The sequence below is a fragment of the Micromonospora sp. NPDC050695 genome (genome assembly GCF_040654415.1).
Taxonomy (GTDB): domain Bacteria; phylum Actinomycetota; class Actinomycetes; order Mycobacteriales; family Micromonosporaceae; genus Micromonospora.
The window spans coordinates 64,279-79,403 of the sequence record NZ_JBFAHZ010000013.1 but is presented as its reverse complement, the minus strand read 5'-3'; the positions used below and the strand labels follow the sequence as shown (position 1 = coordinate 79,403).

Sequence of the window (15,125 nt, the reverse complement as noted above, 5' to 3'; positions counted from 1 at the left end):
CGCTCAGCCCGCCCCGAGCGTCCGCAGCTCGGCCGCCGCCGTCGGGTCGGCACAACCGGCCAGGGTGAGCGCGTCGGTCAGCTCGGCGGCGAGCAGCGCCAACGCGTCCCGGGCCGCCGACCGACCACCGACGGCCAGCGCCCACAGCAGCGGCCGGCCCACGAGCACACCGGCCGCGCCCAGCGCCAGCGCCCGCAGCACGTCCGTTCCGCCGCGGATGCCGCTGTCCAGCAGCACCTGACAGCCGTCGCCGACCGCGTCGACGACCTCCGGCAGCATGGTGACGCTGGCCGGCGCGCCGTCGAGCTGCCGGCCGCCGTGGTTGGACACGACCACCGCGTCCGCGCCGACCCGTACCGCCTCGACCGCGTCACGCGGATCCAGCACCCCCTTGACCACCAGCGGCAGGTCGACCTGCGCCCGCAGCCAGGCCAGGTCCGCCCAGCGCAGCGCCGGGGCGAACGACGCGGCGGTGTGCGCGGCGATCGCGGACCCGCCGGGGGCGCCGGTGTGCGCCAGGGTGTCCCGGCCGTCGGGCAGGTTCGCGACCGGGATGTCGGCGGAGCGTACCGGCACCACCCGACGCAGCGTCGCGCCGACGTCCGGGCCGAGCGCGGCACGGACCCGTTCGGTGCGGTCCTCGCCCTCGTCGGCGCCGGCGGTCAGCTCCAGCAACACGTCGGTGACCACCCGGCCGGCCTCGGCGACGATCACCACCGTGCAGTCGGTGACGTCCGGGCAGGCCGCGAGGATCCGCTCCTCGGACAGCGCCGTGTAGTACCGCCGCCCGTCGCCGGCGTCGACCGAGTCCACCGCCCGGTCCAGGTGGTAGTAGCGGCCGTCGGCGTCGGCGCGGACCAGATCGCCGGTGAGATACCAGCCGCGCTGACGGAACCGGTAGGTGGTGGCCAAGTCGTTCCAGTAGCCGCGGAACAACGACGGCGAGTCGATGCCCAGGAAACCCACCTCGCCGACCGGCACCGGCTCACCGTCGGCGTCGAGCACCGCGACCCGGGTGAACTCGTACGGCCGGCCGATGCAGCGGCCGTACCGGTCGGTGTCGGCGCGGTGGGTGATGTGGAACATCGAGTGCCCCATCTCGCTGGAACCCAGCCCGTCGATGAAGACCGAACCGGGCACCCGCACCACCCCGTCGCGGGTGACGGTGTCCCGGGAGCCGACCGCGACCAGGCGACGGATGTGCGGTTCGTGCGAGGCGTCGCCGGTGTTGAACCACAGCCGCACCGAGTCCAGGTCGTACCCGGACAGGTCGAAGCGGGCCAGCTCGGCCCAGGTGACCGAGAAGCCGAACACCCCGTCCGGGCGCCACCGCTGGATCGCGTCGAGCACCCGCTCGCCGCCCTGCTCGGACAGCAGGTACATCTGCGCCCGGTTGCCCAGCGCCTGGTTGACCATCAGCACGGTGGCGGTGTGCGGGGCGGGCAGCGCGTTGAGGATGCGGCTGGTGCCCTGCGCCTGCGGCATGGTGAGCAGGTGCCGGGTGGCGGCGAAGAGACTGGCGTGCGAGTGCAGCACCGCCTTGGGCACGCCGGTGGTCCCGGAGGTGTGGGTGATGACGATCGGGTCGTCGGGGTGGTGCCGGTAGTGCGCCGGCGCGGCGGCCGGGTCGCCCGCGCCGGCCTGGGCCGGGGTGCCGAGCAGCGGTACGCCGAGGTCGTGCCCGGCCAGCAGCGCGGTGTGCGCGTCGTCGGCGAGCACACCCACGCCCCGCAGCCGGCGGATGTACTCGGCGGCGATCTCCGGGCGCAGCCTGCCGTTCATCAGCGCCGGGATCGCGCCGAGCCGGGCCAGCGCCAGGAAGCTGAGCACCATGTCGGCGGCGGCGGTGGCCCACACGGCGACCGGGTCGCGCGGGCGTACCCCGCGTTCGTGCAGCCAGGCAGCACGGGCGGCGACCCGCTCGTCGAGCCCGCCCAGCGTGAGCGGCGCCTCGGCCGGGTGCCCGTCGACGGCGGTGTCGAAGGTCAACCCGGGTCCGTCCGGGTCGGCGCCGTGCGCCAGCACCCGGGCCAGCATGTTGCCCGCCCCCAGCTCGGTGTCGGCGGCCAACGCGCCGCGCAGTCCCCTTGTCCTCATGGTTGTGCTCCTCCACCCAGCAGCACCGCGACCGCCTCGGTGGGCGTGTCGGGCGCCTGTTCGATCAGGATCAGCAACACCTCGTCGGCGTCGCCGTCGTACCGCAGCAGGTCCGCCTCGGCGACGCCGTCGGCGTACGGGTCGCCGGTCGGGCTCAGGCAGACCACCGGACCGCGCAGCCCCCAGCGGGCCGCGATGTGCCCGGCGACGCTGTTGGGCACGGACTGGAAGAAGAACAGCGGCCCGACCCGCCCACCGGACTCGACGGTCTCCCGCACGTGCTCGGCGCTGACGAGATCGCCGCTGGCACTGACCAGCACGACCCCGGTCCGGGTCTGCGACGGCACCGGCCCCGTCCCGTACCGCCGCCGCAGACACCGCTCCGCGACAGCCACCACGACCGGAGCGAACCCCGAGAGAACGAACCCGGGAACCCCCGGCACGTCCCCGTCCCCACCCTCCGGCCACCTAGCTCGAGCAAGCTCCTCCGCTCCCTCGCGCACTCCCTCCCGCGCCGATCTTGCGGTTTCTGCCGATGGTTCACGTGTTTCGCCGGATTCGTCGGGACAGAAAGTGCAAGATCGCGGGCTGTCGGTGGCGGTCACGGGGTGCCGACCAGCAAGGCCGTGTTGGCGCCGCCGAAGGCGGCGTTCAGCGTCAGGGCGTGCGTCGCCGTCGCGCGTCGCGGGTGTTCGAGGATGACGTTGAGGGGGCACGCCTCGTCGGGGCCCGCCCAGCCGGCGTTGACCGGCAGCTCCCCGTGTCGCAGCGCCAGGGCCGTGACCACCAGTTCGAGCAGCCCGGACGCCTCCAACGCGTGCCCGTGCAGCGCCTTCGTGGAGCTGATCGGCACCTGCCCGGCGTACCCGTCGAGGGCCTGCCGCAACGCCGCCGCCTCGGCGGCGTCGCTCTGCGCGGTGCCGGTGGCGTTGGCGTTGACGTACCCGACGGCTTGCGGTGGCAGACCGGCCCGGCGCAACGCCGCGCCGATCGCGCGGGCCAGCCCGGCGCCGGTCGGGTCCGGTTGGCACGGGTGGAACGCGTCCCCGGCGCGCCCCCAGCCCGCCACGGTCGCCACCGGCTCGACGCCGCGCCGAGTCTCCGCGCGGGATTCGAGGACCACGGCGGCCACCCCGTCGCCGAGCAGCAGACCACGGCGGCGGGTGCTGAACGGGCGGACCACCCCGTCGTCGGCGAGCGCCCTCCCGGCGTCGAAGAGCGCGAACTGGTCCGGCTCCACCAGGTAGCCGGCGGCCACCACCACCCGGTCGACGTCACCCCTGGTGATCAGGGTGGCGGCGTCGGCGACCGCCGTGCTCGCCGACACGCAGGCGCTGGTGTAGACCCGGATACGACCACTCAGTCCACACCGGACGGCCAGCTGGTCGGCGAGCGCCGAGGCGGCGGGGCCGCCGTGCACCGCGAGCAGCAGCGCGCACCCGGTCCGCCGGGCGGCATCCAGGCCGGCCACCCGGCAGGCCGCGTCGATCGCGGCGGCCAGCTCGTCGGCGAGCGTACCGGCGTCGGGCAGCGTGGCCGCCACGGTGACCCGGCGGGCGGTCGTGTCGAAGCGGCGGACCGGTCCGAAGGCCGGCGTGCCGGCCAGCTGCGCCTGCGCGCCACGGCCGAGGGCGCTGACCGCGTGTACGCCGGTGAGCTGGACGACGCGCGGCTCAGCCATCAGCGGGAGCGGTCAACGACGCCCGGAACACCGCCAGGGCGTCGTCGACGGTACGGATGCCGGCCAGGTCGTCGTCGGTGAGGTCGAGGCGCCGCTCGTAGCGCTGCTCGACGAGGTGTACCAGCCAGGCGAGTTCCATCGAGCCGATCCGGTCGGGCACCTCGGCGGCCGGTTTCGCGGTGAGTTCGGCGAGCATCGTCAGCAGGTCAGCTCGCCCCAGATCGGGCTGACCGGTCATCAGGCGTGGTCGCTCGTCGCCTCGGCGACGCGGCCGGCGACCATGGTGGTGAACTCACCGACCGTCATCAGCGCCAGCTTCTCCGACTCGTCGTCGGCGAAGGTCACGCCGTAGCGGTCCTCGACGCGGACGGACAGGTCGGCCAGGGCGAGCGACTCCAGGTCGACGCCGGACGGGCCGAGTGTGGTGTCGTCGTCGATCCCCTCGACGTCGTAGTTCATGTCGGCGAGCTGCTCGACGACGAAGGCACGGACCTCGGCTCTCATGGTTACCCTCTCTGGGTGGTCCAGCTGACGGTGCCCGGTCGGGACGCCGTGTACGTGTGGGTCGGCCGGGACGCCGGCGGTCCGCCGGATCCGGCCGTCTCGCTGCTGCGGCCGGCGGGCAGCGCGCTGCTCGGTCGCGCCGGGAACGAGCTGGTGCTGACGCACGACGCCGGTGGGAGGCCGGTCGTCCGGGTCGACGAGCGGGTGAACCTGCCGGTCAGCGTCAGCCGCTGCCCCGGAATCGTGGTGGTCGCCGTCCGCCTCGCCGGCCCGGTCGGGGTGGACGTGGAGCGGATCCGCCCGGTGCCCGCTCTCGCGCTGGCCGGCCGCTGGTTTGCCGCGGCCGAGCTGACCTGGCTGGCCGGGCGGCCCGAGGCCGAACGAGGGGTTGACTTCCTGCGGCTGTGGACGGCGAAGGAGGCGGTCGGCAAGGCGCTCGGGCTCGGGTTGCGAGACGGCGGGCTGCGCCGGCTGATGCCCCCGCCCGGGCTGCCGCTGCGGCCCGTGCCGGGCGACGAGACACTGTGGGTCGGGCATCCGGAGCTGGGTGGGGATCTCGTCGCAGCGGTCGCGGTGCGCGCGGGGACGCAGGTCGACGTCGAGGTGGTGCAGGGGGCCGGTCACGGCGTGGCCGCCGACCGCAGCGCGTCGGTCGAGCGGACCAGCTTGCCGGTGGTGGTGCGGGGCAACTGGTCGAGCAGCCGCAGCACGCGGGGCCGTTTGTAGCCGGCCAACCGTTCGGCGAGAAGCTTGTCCAGAACCTCCTCGGACAGCGGGCCGTCGGGTTGCACGTACGCGGTGATGCCGTCGTCCCAGACCACCACCGCGGCGGCCACCCCGGGCAGCTCGGCGACGGTGCTCTCCACCTCGGTCAGGTCGACCTTCAGGCCGCCGACGGACACCTGCGAGTCGAGTCGGCCGCGCACGGTGACCAGGCCGGTGACCTCATCGACCGTGCCGGCGTCGCGGGTGTGCAACCAGCCGTCCGCCCAGCGCGTCGGGTCGCTCGACCCCACGTACGGCGACGCCGGGCAGGAGACCCACAACTCACCACCGGACTCGCGGACCTCGATGCCGGGGGCCGGAGCGATCGACGGTCGGTGCGATCCGTGCAGGTCGGTGCCGATCACCCCGACCTCGGTCATCCCGTACATGTTGCCCAGCGGCACCCCGTACCGGTCGGTGAAGGCGTTGGTCACCGCGGCCGGCACCAGCTCGCCGCCGGTGGTCATCCGCCGAAGCTGGGGCAGCGGGCCGGCAGGCCGGGTGGAGGCGAGCAGTCCGATGTGGAACGGTACGCCCAGCACGGTGGCCGGCGTCGGTTCGGCGTCGATCGCGGCCAGCACGGCGTCCCCGCTGAGCCGCTGCGGCGGCACCAGCTCGACGCTGGCGTGCAGGCCGTAGAGCAGCCCGCCGACCAGGCCGAGTACGTGCACCATCGACGGCAGCAGGATGATCCGCTCGCCGGGCAGCGCCACCCCGTCGATGCGGGTGTAGCGGCGCACCTCGGCGACCAGGTCGGCGGCGGTGCGACCGATCACCTTGGACGGTCCGGTGGAGCCGGAGCTGAGCTGGATCACGGCGTGGCGGCTGACCGCCGGGCGGTCGGCGTACCGGGTGATGCTCTCGGTGACGTCGACGAAGACCTTCAACGCGCCGGCGCCGGTCCGCAACGGCGCGACCACCACCTGCGGGGTGAGCCGGACCAGCGCCCGGTCCACCTCGTGGTCGGTGAGCCGGTGGTCGAGCAGGATCGCCTGCGCCCCTGCGCGCCACGTCGCGAGGAGATTCACCACGTACGCCAGGGAGGGCGGCAACCGCAGCGCGGCGGCGCCGCCGGGGCGCAGTCCGGCAGCGGCGAGCCGGTCCTGCGCGGCGGTGACGAGCCGGTGCAGGGCGGCCCGGTCGATGGGTTCGGGTAGGCGCAGACAAATGTCGGTCGGGCGGCCGGCGAACAGGACTTCGTCCACCCATCCGGGGTGGACCACCGGAGGATCTTCTGCCGCCATCGCCCGTTCACCGCCCAGCCTGAAAGAGGGCAAATATGCCCAATGTGTACGCCTGTCGGGGTGCTGCGGGGAACCATACGACGCCCACAGGACCATTGCCAGATGCAAATGGCTGGATCAGAAGAGGCGGCCAGCCGGATTGCCGACGGCCCGTTCGGCGGGCAGGATCGGGCGGGTGACTTGGCGCAGCGTCACCGAGGCATGACGCCTCGTACAACCGTCGTGCGGCCCCAGCCGGACGGCCGATGGCGTCGCGGTCACCGGGTGAGGCCGACGAGGGCGGCCAGTCGCGCCACGCTGGCGGCCGCGTGGCCGCTGTGGGCGATCTCGGCGATGAGGGTACGGGCGGCAGGCCGGTAGCGGACCTCGGCGGGCGCGATGGTGTCCGCCTCGGCCAGAGCACGCCCGGCGGCGGTGAGGTCGCCGGCCTGACGGTAGGCGCGGGCGGCGTCGATGAGATGGGCGGCCCGATGTTCGGCGGGTAGCCGACGCCAGTCGTCGCGGCGGACGGCCTCCTCGTGCAGGCACACGGCCTGGGCGGCGTCGCCGACGTACAGGGCGCTGACAAAGCGGCCCAGTCGCACGGTGGCAGGGCCGAACGCGGTGTGGTGGGAGTCATCGGTGCCCGCACGCCGGTCGGCCAGCGCGGCGGCGTGGTCGATCAGGTCGCCGGCGCGGCGGCCGTCGCCGCAGCCGGCGGCGGCCATGGCGGCCTGGAGCAGCAGCGTTCCACGTACCCCGTCGTCTGCGGCGGTGCCCGCGGCGGCGACGGCCGCGGTGAGGGCGAGGCGGTCGCGGCCCAGAGCGCGCAGCGCCTGCGCCACAGCGATCGTGGCGGCGCCGGTGCGGATGGGGTCACCGGTGGCGGCGGCGACGGCCCGGTCCGCCGCCAGCCAGGCGAGGTCCGCCTCACCGAGCTTGACGAGCACCGAAGCGGTGATCCGGTACGCGGGCGCCAGCAGACTCGCCGTGGCGTGGGCGGCGTCGAGCAGGGCGGGCAGCGCTCGCAGCAGGTGGGCATAGTGGGCGTGCTGGTAGGTGAGCCAGGCGTGCGTGACATGCCGCCCCACCTCGTCGGCGGGCACGGCGCGGGCGGGTCGTTGGTGATAGTGGGCCAGGGCGGCGCGGACCGCGTCGACGCCGTCCAGGGTGGTCGCCGCCGACGACGGTGGTGGTGGTCTGCGGGGGTCGAGCAGTTCGGCCGGGTCGAGGCGCAGCACCCGGGCGATCTCCTGGACGACGGAGTAGCGGTCCAGATTGCGCACGCCGCGCTCGACCTTGTCGACCCAGCTCTTCGACTTGCCGAGCCGGTCGGCGAGCATCTGCTGGGTCATCCGGCGACGCACCCGCCAACGGGCCACCCGCCGCCCGACCGGCTCGTCCCGCTCCCGACCGGGCCGGGTCACCGACCCTGCCCCTGCGGCAGCGCCTGGGTGGCCCGCCCACAGTGGGGACACCACCTCGATTTCACCCGGAACGCCAACAACCCGAGCAGAAACCCGGGCACCAGCCCACCACACACCAACGCCACCACTTCGGAAGCCACGAGCACCTTCACCCCTCAAGCTCGCCATCGTGTCGACCTGCTCGTCTTGACGTGTCCAGTGGACTTCGCGCAGGAGGCCGCGAGGGCAGGTGCGCTCGGTGCCTATGAGTGCCCACGTGTGCCGCAGCCACCCGATGTCCGACCGAATCGCTACTGTTCGTGTGGCGGTCGCTACATACGAAGGAGGCGGGAGGGTGGCACCCAGCGGAGAGGCGTTGACGCGGTTGTTGGCCGAGGCGGGCTGGCAGCCGGAGCAATTCGCTCGACGTCTCAACGAGTGCGCCGAGCGGCACGGGCGGGCAGAGCGGCTGCACCTCAAGACGCCGTACAAGTGGAAAAAGGGCGACGTTCCGAGAGCGCCATGGCCGTCGTTGACCTCGGCGCTGCTGTCCGAACAGTTACAGCGGACGGTTGGTCTCGACGAGCTGGGTTGGCCGAGCGACGGTTTCGAGGCCGTTGCCGCTTCGGCCGGTCTTGACCTCCCTTGGTCCGCGAGCGGGGCCTTGCGGGCGGGCGAGGTGGTGAACGAACCTGAAGGGATGACGCACCGACGGATGTTCCTCACTCTGCTCGGTTCCGCACTGACATCACCGGCGCATGAGTGGCTGATCGCCCAACCACCGCAGAACATCGCATCGACTACCGGCCGGCCCGTGTCCGGCGACGTCGTGGACCACCTGGACGCGGTGACCGCCAGCCTGCGACGAATGGACGACCACCTCGGCAGCGGCCAGACCCTGGGCCTGGTCCGGAAGCACCTCAGCACGGTGGTCGAGGTGCTGCGCGAACGCAGCTACACCGACACCGTCGGTCGACGGCTGCACGGCACCGCCGGTGAACTGCTGCGCCTCGCCGGTTGGCTCTCCTTCGACGGCGGCTACCACACGCAGGCGCAACGGTTCTGGATCGCCGGCCTCTATCAGGCCAACGCGGCTGGTGATCGCGGCCTCGGCGCGAACATCCTCGGCTTCATGTCCTGCCAGGCCAAAGATCTCGGTCAGCTCCGTCAGGCCGTGACCCTCGCGGAGACCGCGCGAGCCAGCTACCCGGCAACGAGTCCCATGGTGGGGACGATCCTCGACCTGCGGGCCGCCGAGGCGTATGCCAACAACCGGTTGGTAAGCGACACCCGGCGGGCGCTCGACACCGCGTTCGACAGGTTCAGCGACAGCCGACCGGAGCACGGCGACCCCGACTGGTCCTACTGGATCAACGAGGCGCAGGCGCACGCGCAGGCCGGCTACTGCTTCGTCAAGCTCGAAGACTGGCCGCGCGCTCGTGATCACCTGCGGGCAGCCCTGCGGCTACAGAGCGACGAGTACACCCGCGAGGGAGCACTACGAAACGCGTTGCTCGCAACCACGTACGTCCGGCAGGAGCATCCCGAACTGGACAAGGCGCTCGCCCTCGGCGACCAAGCCGTGCAGACCCTGACCGGGCAGGTCACGTCCACGAGGTGCATCAAGCATGTCCGCAACCTGGTTGGCGCGCTGACGCCCTATCGGCGCACCCCCACTGTTCGCCGGTTCTGTCAGGACGCTCGGGACCTTATAGCCTCCTGAGCGGTGCGGGACGAGTTCGGGGCGTTGAGCGGTTCGCGCTAGGTCGGCTTGATGCTGGCGAGTTGGACGCGCAACTGAACCAGCCGGTACGCCTCGGCGAAGTCAACGGCGCGGAACCCCGACCGTCCGGCCGCCGCCGACGCGGGCCACGCCCGGCACCAGGACTGCGAGGTCGACCATGGACGGGCCGTGCAGGTCGACCTCGACGTCCAACGGCAGTATCCTCATGACTCTCAGACCCTACGCGCGTGCGGAAGGATGTCGACCGCGCGTGAGCAGATCGTGCTCATAGCCGGGTGGCCCGCGTCAGGCCAGCACCGGGGTCTGGGCGTGGATGTGGAAGCGCAGCGAACGGGCGTCGGTGAAGCACTCCCGCATCGGACGCACCAGGTCCCGGTGCTCGGCAGTGCGCTCCCAGTTCTCGAAATCGGCCAGGCTCGCCCACTCACTGGTGATCAGCCACTGCTCCGGGTCGGTCGACGAGCGACACACCTGGTCCACCAGGTGCCCCGGCACACCGTCGGCGACCAGGTGGCGCACCTGCTCGTACGCGGCGAGGAACGCCTCGGTGCGCGGCACCGGCACCCGCACCAGGAACACCACCCGAGCCCGCTGTTCGGTCATCACGTCTCCCCCCTCATCGGCGCGGCCCCGCGCAGGACCAGCGCGCTGTTGAAACCGTCGAAGCCCCGCGCGCAGACCAGCGCGAGCCGGCTGCGTGGCCGTCGGTGCTCGCGCAGGAAGTCCAGCTCGCACCCGCCGGCCACCTCGTCCGGGGCGGCGGACGCGGGCAGCGTGTCGTGCGCGAAGGCGAGCAGGGCGGTGGCGACGTCCAACGCCGACCCGCCCTGGTGCGCCCGCCCGGTCAACGGCTTCTGCGTCGTCACCGGAGGCTGCCGGTCGGCGAACACGGCACGCAGCGCCTCGGCCTCGCTGCGGTCGTAGCGGGGCACGCCGAGCGCGTCGGGCAACACCACGTCGATCCCGGCCGCCGCGACGCCGGCCCGGTCCAGGGCCAGCCGCATCGCCCGCGCGTACTGCCCCACGTCGCCCGCGCTGTCCGCCGTGGTGTGCGCAGCGTCGTGGGTGGAGCCCCACCCGCTCACCTCACCGTAGATCCGCGCGCCCCGCGACAGCGCGTGCCCCAACTCCTCCACCACGAACACCGCGCCCCCCTCGGCCGGCAGGTAGCCGCTGGCCGAGGTGTCGAACGGCCGGTACGCCCGCTGCGGGTCGTCGACGTCGCTGAGCAGCCCGGAGCGCAACTGGCAGGCCAGCGCGTACGGGCTCAACGGGCACTCGGTGGCCCCGGCGATCACCACCGGCGTGCCCCGGCGTACCGCCCGGGCGGCGTGCGCCAGGCTGTCCAACCCGCCGGCGGTCTCCGCGACCAGCACCCCGCTCGGCCCCTTGAACTGGTGGTGGATGGAGAGCTGCCCGACGCTGGCGGCGTAGAACCAGGCGATCGACTGGTACGCCCCGACGGTGCGCGACGAGCCGCCCCACAGCCGTTGCAGCTCCCGCTGACCGAACAGGTTGCCGCCCGACGAGCTGGCCAGGGTCACCGCGTACCCGTACGGGTCGGGGGCCCGGTCAGGCAGACCGGCGTCGGCCAACGCGAGCCGGGTGGCGGCGAACCCGAGGTGCGTCCACCGGTCGGTCTGCACGAGTTGCCGACTGTCGGCGTACGAGTCGGCGGTGAAGTCCGGCACCTGCCCGCCGTGGCGGGTCGGGTAGCCGGCCGGGTCGAACAGGGTGATCGGACCGGTGCGGCGGGTACCGGCCAGCACGGTGCGCCAGTGCTCGTCGGCGCCGACGCCGCTGGGGGCGACCACGCCGATGCCGGTCACCACCGCCCGGGCGGTCACGCCAGCGACCCGGCCAGCCGGCGGAACACCATCGCCGACTGGAAACCGCCGAACCCGCTGCCCACCGACAACGCCACGTCCACCGGGACCTCCCGCGCCTCGTTCGGCACGTAGTCCAGGTCGCACTCCGGGTCCCGGGTGCTCCAGTTGGCCGTCGGCGGCACCAGCCCGAACTCGATGGCCAGGGCGCAGGCGGCCATCTCGATCGACCCGATCGCGCCGAGCGAGTGCCCCACCATCGACTTGATCGAGCTGATCGGCACCCGGTACGCGGACTGGCCCAGCGCCCGCTTGAACGCGGCCGTCTCGTGCCGGTCGTTCTGCCTCGTGCCCGAGCCGTGCGCGCTGATGTAGGAGACCTGCTCGGGTGCGATCCGGCCCTGTCGCAGCGCGTCGGTGACGGCGAGGCCCATCTCCAGCCCGTCCGGGCGCAGCCCGGTCATGTGGTAGCCGTTGCTGCGGCTGGCGTAGCCGGCGACCTCGCAGTAGATGTGCGCGCCGCGCCGCCGGGCGCGCCCGGCCTCCTCCAGCACCAGCACGGCCGCGCCCTCGGCCAGCACGAACCCGTGCCGGTCGGCGTCGAAGGGGCGGGAGGCGTGCGCCGGATCGTCGTTGTCCGGGCTGGTCGCCCTGATCGCGTCGAACGAGGCGACGGTGACCGGTGAGATGGGCGAGTCGGCCGCGCCGGCCAGCACCACGTCCGCCTCACCGTCCACGATCAACTGGTGGGCGTAGCCGATGGCGTCGATGCCCGAGGTGCAGCCGGTGGAGACGACCTGCGCGGGGCCGTGCAGCCCGTGCCGGCACGCCACGTCCGCGGCCAGGCTGCTGGGCACCAGTGCCTGATACAGGTACGGTCCGCCGCGCGACGCGTCGACCAGCCACCGCTGGCCGTGGTCGCTGACGGTGACGTACTCCTGTTCCAGGGCCATCGTGCCGCCCACGGCCGTGCCGAGCACCACCCCGGCCCGGTCCCGCTCGGCGTCGGTGAGCACCAGCTGCGCGTCGGCGACCGCCTCCGCGGAGCAGGCCAGCGCGAACTGCACGTACCGGTCGGCGCGGTGCCGCTCCGCATCGGTGAGTCCGGCGGCGACCGGGTCGAAGTCACACTCGGCGGCGATCTGGGAGCGGAACGGCGACGGGTCGAAGAAGCTGATCCGCCGGGTGGCCGTACGCCCCTCGGTGATGGTCTTCCAGAAGCGGTCCCGGCTGGAGCCGCCGGGGGCGACCACCCCGACGCCGGTCACCACCGTACGGCGCCCGGTCATGATCCGCCCCGCTGTTCGGCCAGTTCGGTGTCGACGTGCCCCAGCTCCGGGCGGGGTGCCAGCGGACCCAGGTGGAAGACCACCTCGGCCGGCTCGACGCCGGTGTTGCGCAGCCGGTGTCGCACGTTGACCGGTACGAACAGCGCCTCGCCGGCGGCCAGCAGGGTCGGCTGGTCGTCCAGGTCGACGGTGATCGCGCCGCGGGACACGTACAGGAACTCCTCGCTGTACGGGTGGTAGTGCTCGGCGATGCGCTCCCCCGGGGCGAGCGTCGCCACCCCGAGGAAACCGGAGGTGCTGCCGACGGTGCGGGGGCCGAGCAGCACCCGCAGCTCACCACCGCGCCGACGGTCGGCGGGTACGTCCTGCGCGGCGATCGGCCTGGTGCTCACGTCACTCATCGCCGGCCTCCGTCGACTCGTCGCCGGCCGTCGGGCCGTCCTGCTCGGCGCGCTCCCGGGCGATCCGCTCCACCCGGTCCTTGATCACCGCGAGTTGGATGACGCTGTTGGTGTTGATCCGTTCGGTCATGGCGGCGTTGTCCACCGGCGCGGTCGGCTTCATCGCGAAGTCCTGCGTCCACGTCATGCGGGTGCCGCCGGAGTCCTCCGTGTAGCGCCAGTGGATCCGCATGTACTCGAACGGCCCGGTCTCCACGCGGTGCGCCCGCACCTGGCGGCTCACCGGGTCGGCGGTGCGTTCGCTGACCCAGCTCCACGCCACCCCGTTCTCGTCGGGGTACATGGTCAGCCGGAACCGCACGGTGTGGCCGTCGCGGTGCAGGATCTCCACCACCGCGTACTCGGTGAACAGCTCGGTCCAGTTCGCCACGTCGTTGGTGACCTCCCACACCAGCGGCAGCGGCGCGTCGATGAACACGCCGTTCTCGGTGTGCCCGGGCGGGTCGGCGCGGCGGGCGACCAGGTCGGCGACCGCCGGGATGCTCAGCTGCCCGGCCTGCTCGGGGATCGCCACCTGCCACCGGTCGGCGACGACCGCGGACAACTCCAGCAGGGCCAGCGAGTCCATGCCCAGTTCCTCCAGCGACGCGGCGGGCGCCCGCGCCGCGACGTCGGCGTCGAGTCCGCAGTGCGCCACCAGGATGTCGGTGATCTCGGCGGTCAGCGGTCGACCATGGGTGACGGTCATCGGTTCCTCCGGTTGGGTACGTCGGGCTCCGCGGCGGGCGCGGGGCGGGGTGCGGGGGTGGGCGTCGAGCGCTGCGCGGGCACCGGTCCGGGCGCGGCGAGCAGGCGGTCGACCAGGCCGGTGGTGTAGCGGCCCTTGCGGAAGGCGGCGTCGTCGAGCACCCGCCGGACGAACGGGATGGTGGTGCGCACGCCCGGCCCGGCGATGTCGAACTCCTCCAGGGCGCGTTCGAGCCGGTTGAGCGCCAACTCCCGGTCGGGCGCCCAGACGATCACCTTGGCCAGCAGCGAGTCGTACCAGGGGCCGACCAGGTAGCCGGCACTGGCGTGGGTGTCGACCCGGGTGAACGGGCCGCCGGGCGGGGTGAACCGCTCCAACCGGCCGGGGGTCGGTGCGAAGCCGCGTTCGGGGTCCTCGGTGTTGACCCGGCATTCCACGGCGACGCCGTGCAGGCGGATCTCCTCCTGCCGCCAGCGCAGCGGCACCCCGGCGGCGATGTGCAGCTGCTCGTGCACCAGGTCGATGCCGGTGACCATCTCGGTGACCGGGTGCTCCACCTGGATCCGACAGTTGATCTCCAGGAAGTGGAACCGTTCCTCGGCGTCGACCAGGAACTCCAGCGTGCCCGCGCCGACGAAGCCGACCTCGAGCGCGCCGCGCAGCGCGGTGTCCGCGATGGCGTCGAGGACACCGGTGGGCAGCGCCGGCGCGGGCGCTTCCTCCACCAGCTTCTGGTGCCGGCGTTGCACCGAGCAGTCCCGGGTGCCCAGGTGCACGCCGTTGCCGTGCGAGTCGCAGAGCACCTGCACCTCGACGTGCCGGGCCTCGGTGAGGTACCGCTCGACGTACACCCGGTCGTCGCCGAACGCGGCCTGCGCGGCGGCGCGGGTGCGGGCGTACACCCGGGGTAGCTCGTCCGGGGTATGCGCGACGGCCATTCCCCGGCCGCCGCCCCCGGCGGCGGCCTTCACGATCACCGGGTAGCCGACGGCGTCGGCCACCTCGGTCGCCGCCGCGACGGTCGGCACCGGCGCGACGCTGCCCGCCGGTAGCGGCAGGCCGGCGCGGCTCATCAGGGCGCGCGCCGAGGATTTGTCGGCCAGCGCCGCCATCACCGCCGGTGGTGGGCCGATGAAGGTCAGCCCGTTGTCGGCGCAGATCTCGGCGAAGTCGGCGTCCTCGGAGAGGAACCCGTAGCCGGGGTGCACGGCCTGCGCGCCCACCTGCCGGGCCGCCTCGACGATGGCGGCGGCGTTGAGGTAGCTGCGCCGGCTCGACTCCGGTCCGATCCGGACGGCCTGGTCGGCGAGGCGGACCACCGCCGAATCGGCGTCGGCGGCGGAGTAGACCACCGCCGTGCGGACGCCCAGCTCCCGGCAGGCCCGCAGCACCCGCAGCGCGATCTCGCCCCGGTTGGCGATCAGCACGGTCTCGAACATGG

The 15,125-nt window shown here is 73.2% G+C and carries 15 protein-coding genes and 2 pseudogenes; 2 read left to right on the top strand and 15 right to left on the bottom strand.

The window, feature by feature from the left end; translation table 11 throughout:
• Positions 1-3: 3 nt before the first annotated feature.
• From AB0H52_RS12920 to AB0H52_RS12895, 6 genes and pseudogenes are all read right to left on the bottom strand, one after another.
• Positions 4-561: pseudogene (locus AB0H52_RS12920) on the bottom strand (alpha-hydroxy acid oxidase); the annotation flags it as partial.
• Positions 547-2,097, bottom strand: a pseudogene (locus tag AB0H52_RS12915) (class I adenylate-forming enzyme family protein); the annotation flags it as partial. The pseudogenes AB0H52_RS12915 and AB0H52_RS12920, both read right to left, overlap by 15 nt.
• Positions 2,094-2,600, bottom strand: a complete 507-nt coding sequence (locus AB0H52_RS12910) for a beta-ketoacyl synthase chain length factor (RefSeq protein ID WP_278122539.1) — start codon at positions 2,598-2,600, stop codon at positions 2,094-2,096. The gene AB0H52_RS12910 and the pseudogene AB0H52_RS12915, both read right to left, overlap by 4 nt.
• Positions 2,601-2,698: 98 nt before the next feature.
• Positions 2,699-3,778 (bottom strand): beta-ketoacyl synthase N-terminal-like domain-containing protein, encoded by a 1,080-nt coding sequence (locus AB0H52_RS12905; RefSeq protein WP_151491230.1) that lies wholly within the window; start codon positions 3,776-3,778, stop codon positions 2,699-2,701.
• Positions 3,771-4,016 carry an acyl carrier protein gene (locus AB0H52_RS12900; RefSeq protein WP_151491229.1) on the bottom strand — a complete coding sequence of 82 codons (246 nt, stop codon included), beginning with the start codon at positions 4,014-4,016 and terminating at the stop codon, positions 3,771-3,773. The genes AB0H52_RS12905 and AB0H52_RS12900 overlap by 8 nt, the downstream gene beginning before the upstream one ends.
• Positions 4,016-4,282: an acyl carrier protein gene (locus AB0H52_RS12895; protein WP_151491228.1), complete on the bottom strand. Its 267-nt coding sequence runs from the start codon at positions 4,280-4,282 to the stop codon at positions 4,016-4,018. Before AB0H52_RS12895 ends, AB0H52_RS12900 begins: the two co-directional genes overlap by 1 nt.
• Before the next feature lie 30 nt (positions 4,283-4,312).
• Between AB0H52_RS12895 and AB0H52_RS12890 the strand changes: the two genes are divergently transcribed.
• Positions 4,313-5,008, top strand: coding sequence for a 4'-phosphopantetheinyl transferase superfamily protein (locus AB0H52_RS12890; protein WP_357947174.1), 696 nt, complete (start codon positions 4,313-4,315; stop codon positions 5,006-5,008).
• Here AB0H52_RS12890 and AB0H52_RS12885 read toward each other — a convergent pair.
• Positions 4,903-6,291, bottom strand: a complete 1,389-nt coding sequence (locus AB0H52_RS12885; protein ID WP_357947079.1) for a class I adenylate-forming enzyme family protein — start codon at positions 6,289-6,291, stop codon at positions 4,903-4,905. The genes AB0H52_RS12890 and AB0H52_RS12885 overlap by 106 nt on opposite strands.
• Before the next feature lie 257 nt (positions 6,292-6,548).
• Positions 6,549-7,697: a helix-turn-helix transcriptional regulator gene (locus AB0H52_RS12880; protein WP_225854636.1), complete on the bottom strand. Its 1,149-nt coding sequence runs from the start codon at positions 7,695-7,697 to the stop codon at positions 6,549-6,551.
• A gap of 367 nt (positions 7,698-8,064) precedes the next feature.
• On the opposite strand from AB0H52_RS12880, the gene AB0H52_RS12875 reads away from it, so the two are divergent.
• Positions 8,065-9,399: a hypothetical protein gene (locus tag AB0H52_RS12875; RefSeq protein ID WP_225854635.1), complete on the top strand. Its 1,335-nt coding sequence runs from the start codon at positions 8,065-8,067 to the stop codon at positions 9,397-9,399.
• 102 nt (positions 9,400-9,501) lie between these two features.
• On the opposite strand, the gene AB0H52_RS12870 is transcribed toward AB0H52_RS12875, so the two are convergent.
• The 7 genes from AB0H52_RS12870 to AB0H52_RS12840 form a co-directional block, all read right to left on the bottom strand.
• Complete coding sequence (locus tag AB0H52_RS12870) at positions 9,502-9,627, bottom strand: hypothetical protein (RefSeq protein WP_255473711.1); 126 nt, start codon at positions 9,625-9,627, stop codon at positions 9,502-9,504.
• A gap of 78 nt (positions 9,628-9,705) precedes the next feature.
• On the bottom strand, positions 9,706-10,023 hold the full coding sequence (locus AB0H52_RS12865) for an antibiotic biosynthesis monooxygenase family protein (RefSeq protein ID WP_357947076.1): 318 nt from the start codon (positions 10,021-10,023) through the stop codon (positions 9,706-9,708).
• A complete protein-coding gene (locus tag AB0H52_RS12860; RefSeq protein ID WP_151491225.1) occupies positions 10,023-11,267 on the bottom strand; it encodes a beta-ketoacyl synthase N-terminal-like domain-containing protein in 1,245 nt (414 codons plus the stop codon). The genes AB0H52_RS12865 and AB0H52_RS12860 overlap by 1 nt, the downstream gene beginning before the upstream one ends.
• On the bottom strand, positions 11,264-12,535 hold the full coding sequence (locus AB0H52_RS12855; RefSeq protein ID WP_357947073.1) for a beta-ketoacyl-[acyl-carrier-protein] synthase family protein: 1,272 nt from the start codon (positions 12,533-12,535) through the stop codon (positions 11,264-11,266). The genes AB0H52_RS12860 and AB0H52_RS12855 overlap by 4 nt, the downstream gene beginning before the upstream one ends.
• Positions 12,532-12,936, bottom strand: a complete 405-nt coding sequence (locus AB0H52_RS12850; protein WP_151491223.1) for a cupin domain-containing protein — start codon at positions 12,934-12,936, stop codon at positions 12,532-12,534. Before AB0H52_RS12850 ends, AB0H52_RS12855 begins: the two co-directional genes overlap by 4 nt.
• The gene (locus tag AB0H52_RS12845) at positions 12,929-13,684 is read right to left on the bottom strand and encodes an SRPBCC family protein (RefSeq protein WP_278122531.1); all 756 of its coding nucleotides are present in this window, start codon (positions 13,682-13,684) and stop codon (positions 12,929-12,931) included. The genes AB0H52_RS12850 and AB0H52_RS12845 overlap by 8 nt, the downstream gene beginning before the upstream one ends.
• Complete coding sequence (locus AB0H52_RS12840) at positions 13,681-15,123, bottom strand: acetyl-CoA carboxylase biotin carboxylase subunit (protein WP_357947171.1); 1,443 nt, start codon at positions 15,121-15,123, stop codon at positions 13,681-13,683. Before AB0H52_RS12840 ends, AB0H52_RS12845 begins: the two co-directional genes overlap by 4 nt.
• Positions 15,124-15,125: the final 2 nt, after the last annotated feature.

Coding starts and splice junctions, on each gene's coding strand:
- AB0H52_RS12905 (WP_151491230.1), bottom strand. CDS start 3,778: ATGGCTGAGCCGCGCGTCGTCCAGCTCACCGGCGTACACGCGGTCAGC.
- AB0H52_RS12895 (WP_151491228.1), bottom strand. CDS start 4,282: ATGAGAGCCGAGGTCCGTGCCTTCGTCGTCGAGCAGCTCGCCGACATG.
- AB0H52_RS12900 (WP_151491229.1), bottom strand. CDS start 4,016: ATGACCGGTCAGCCCGATCTGGGGCGAGCTGACCTGCTGACGATGCTC.
- AB0H52_RS12845 (WP_278122531.1), bottom strand. CDS start 13,684: ATGACCGTCACCCATGGTCGACCGCTGACCGCCGAGATCACCGACATC.
- AB0H52_RS12865 (WP_357947076.1), bottom strand. CDS start 10,023: ATGACCGAACAGCGGGCTCGGGTGGTGTTCCTGGTGCGGGTGCCGGTG.
- AB0H52_RS12870 (WP_255473711.1), bottom strand. CDS start 9,627: ATGAGGATACTGCCGTTGGACGTCGAGGTCGACCTGCACGGCCCGTCC.
- AB0H52_RS12850 (WP_151491223.1), bottom strand. CDS start 12,936: ATGAGTGACGTGAGCACCAGGCCGATCGCCGCGCAGGACGTACCCGCC.
- AB0H52_RS12885 (WP_357947079.1), bottom strand. CDS start 6,291: ATGGCGGCAGAAGATCCTCCGGTGGTCCACCCCGGATGGGTGGACGAA.
- AB0H52_RS12855 (WP_357947073.1), bottom strand. CDS start 12,535: ATGACCGGGCGCCGTACGGTGGTGACCGGCGTCGGGGTGGTCGCCCCC.
- AB0H52_RS12840 (WP_357947171.1), bottom strand. CDS start 15,123: ATGTTCGAGACCGTGCTGATCGCCAACCGGGGCGAGATCGCGCTGCGG.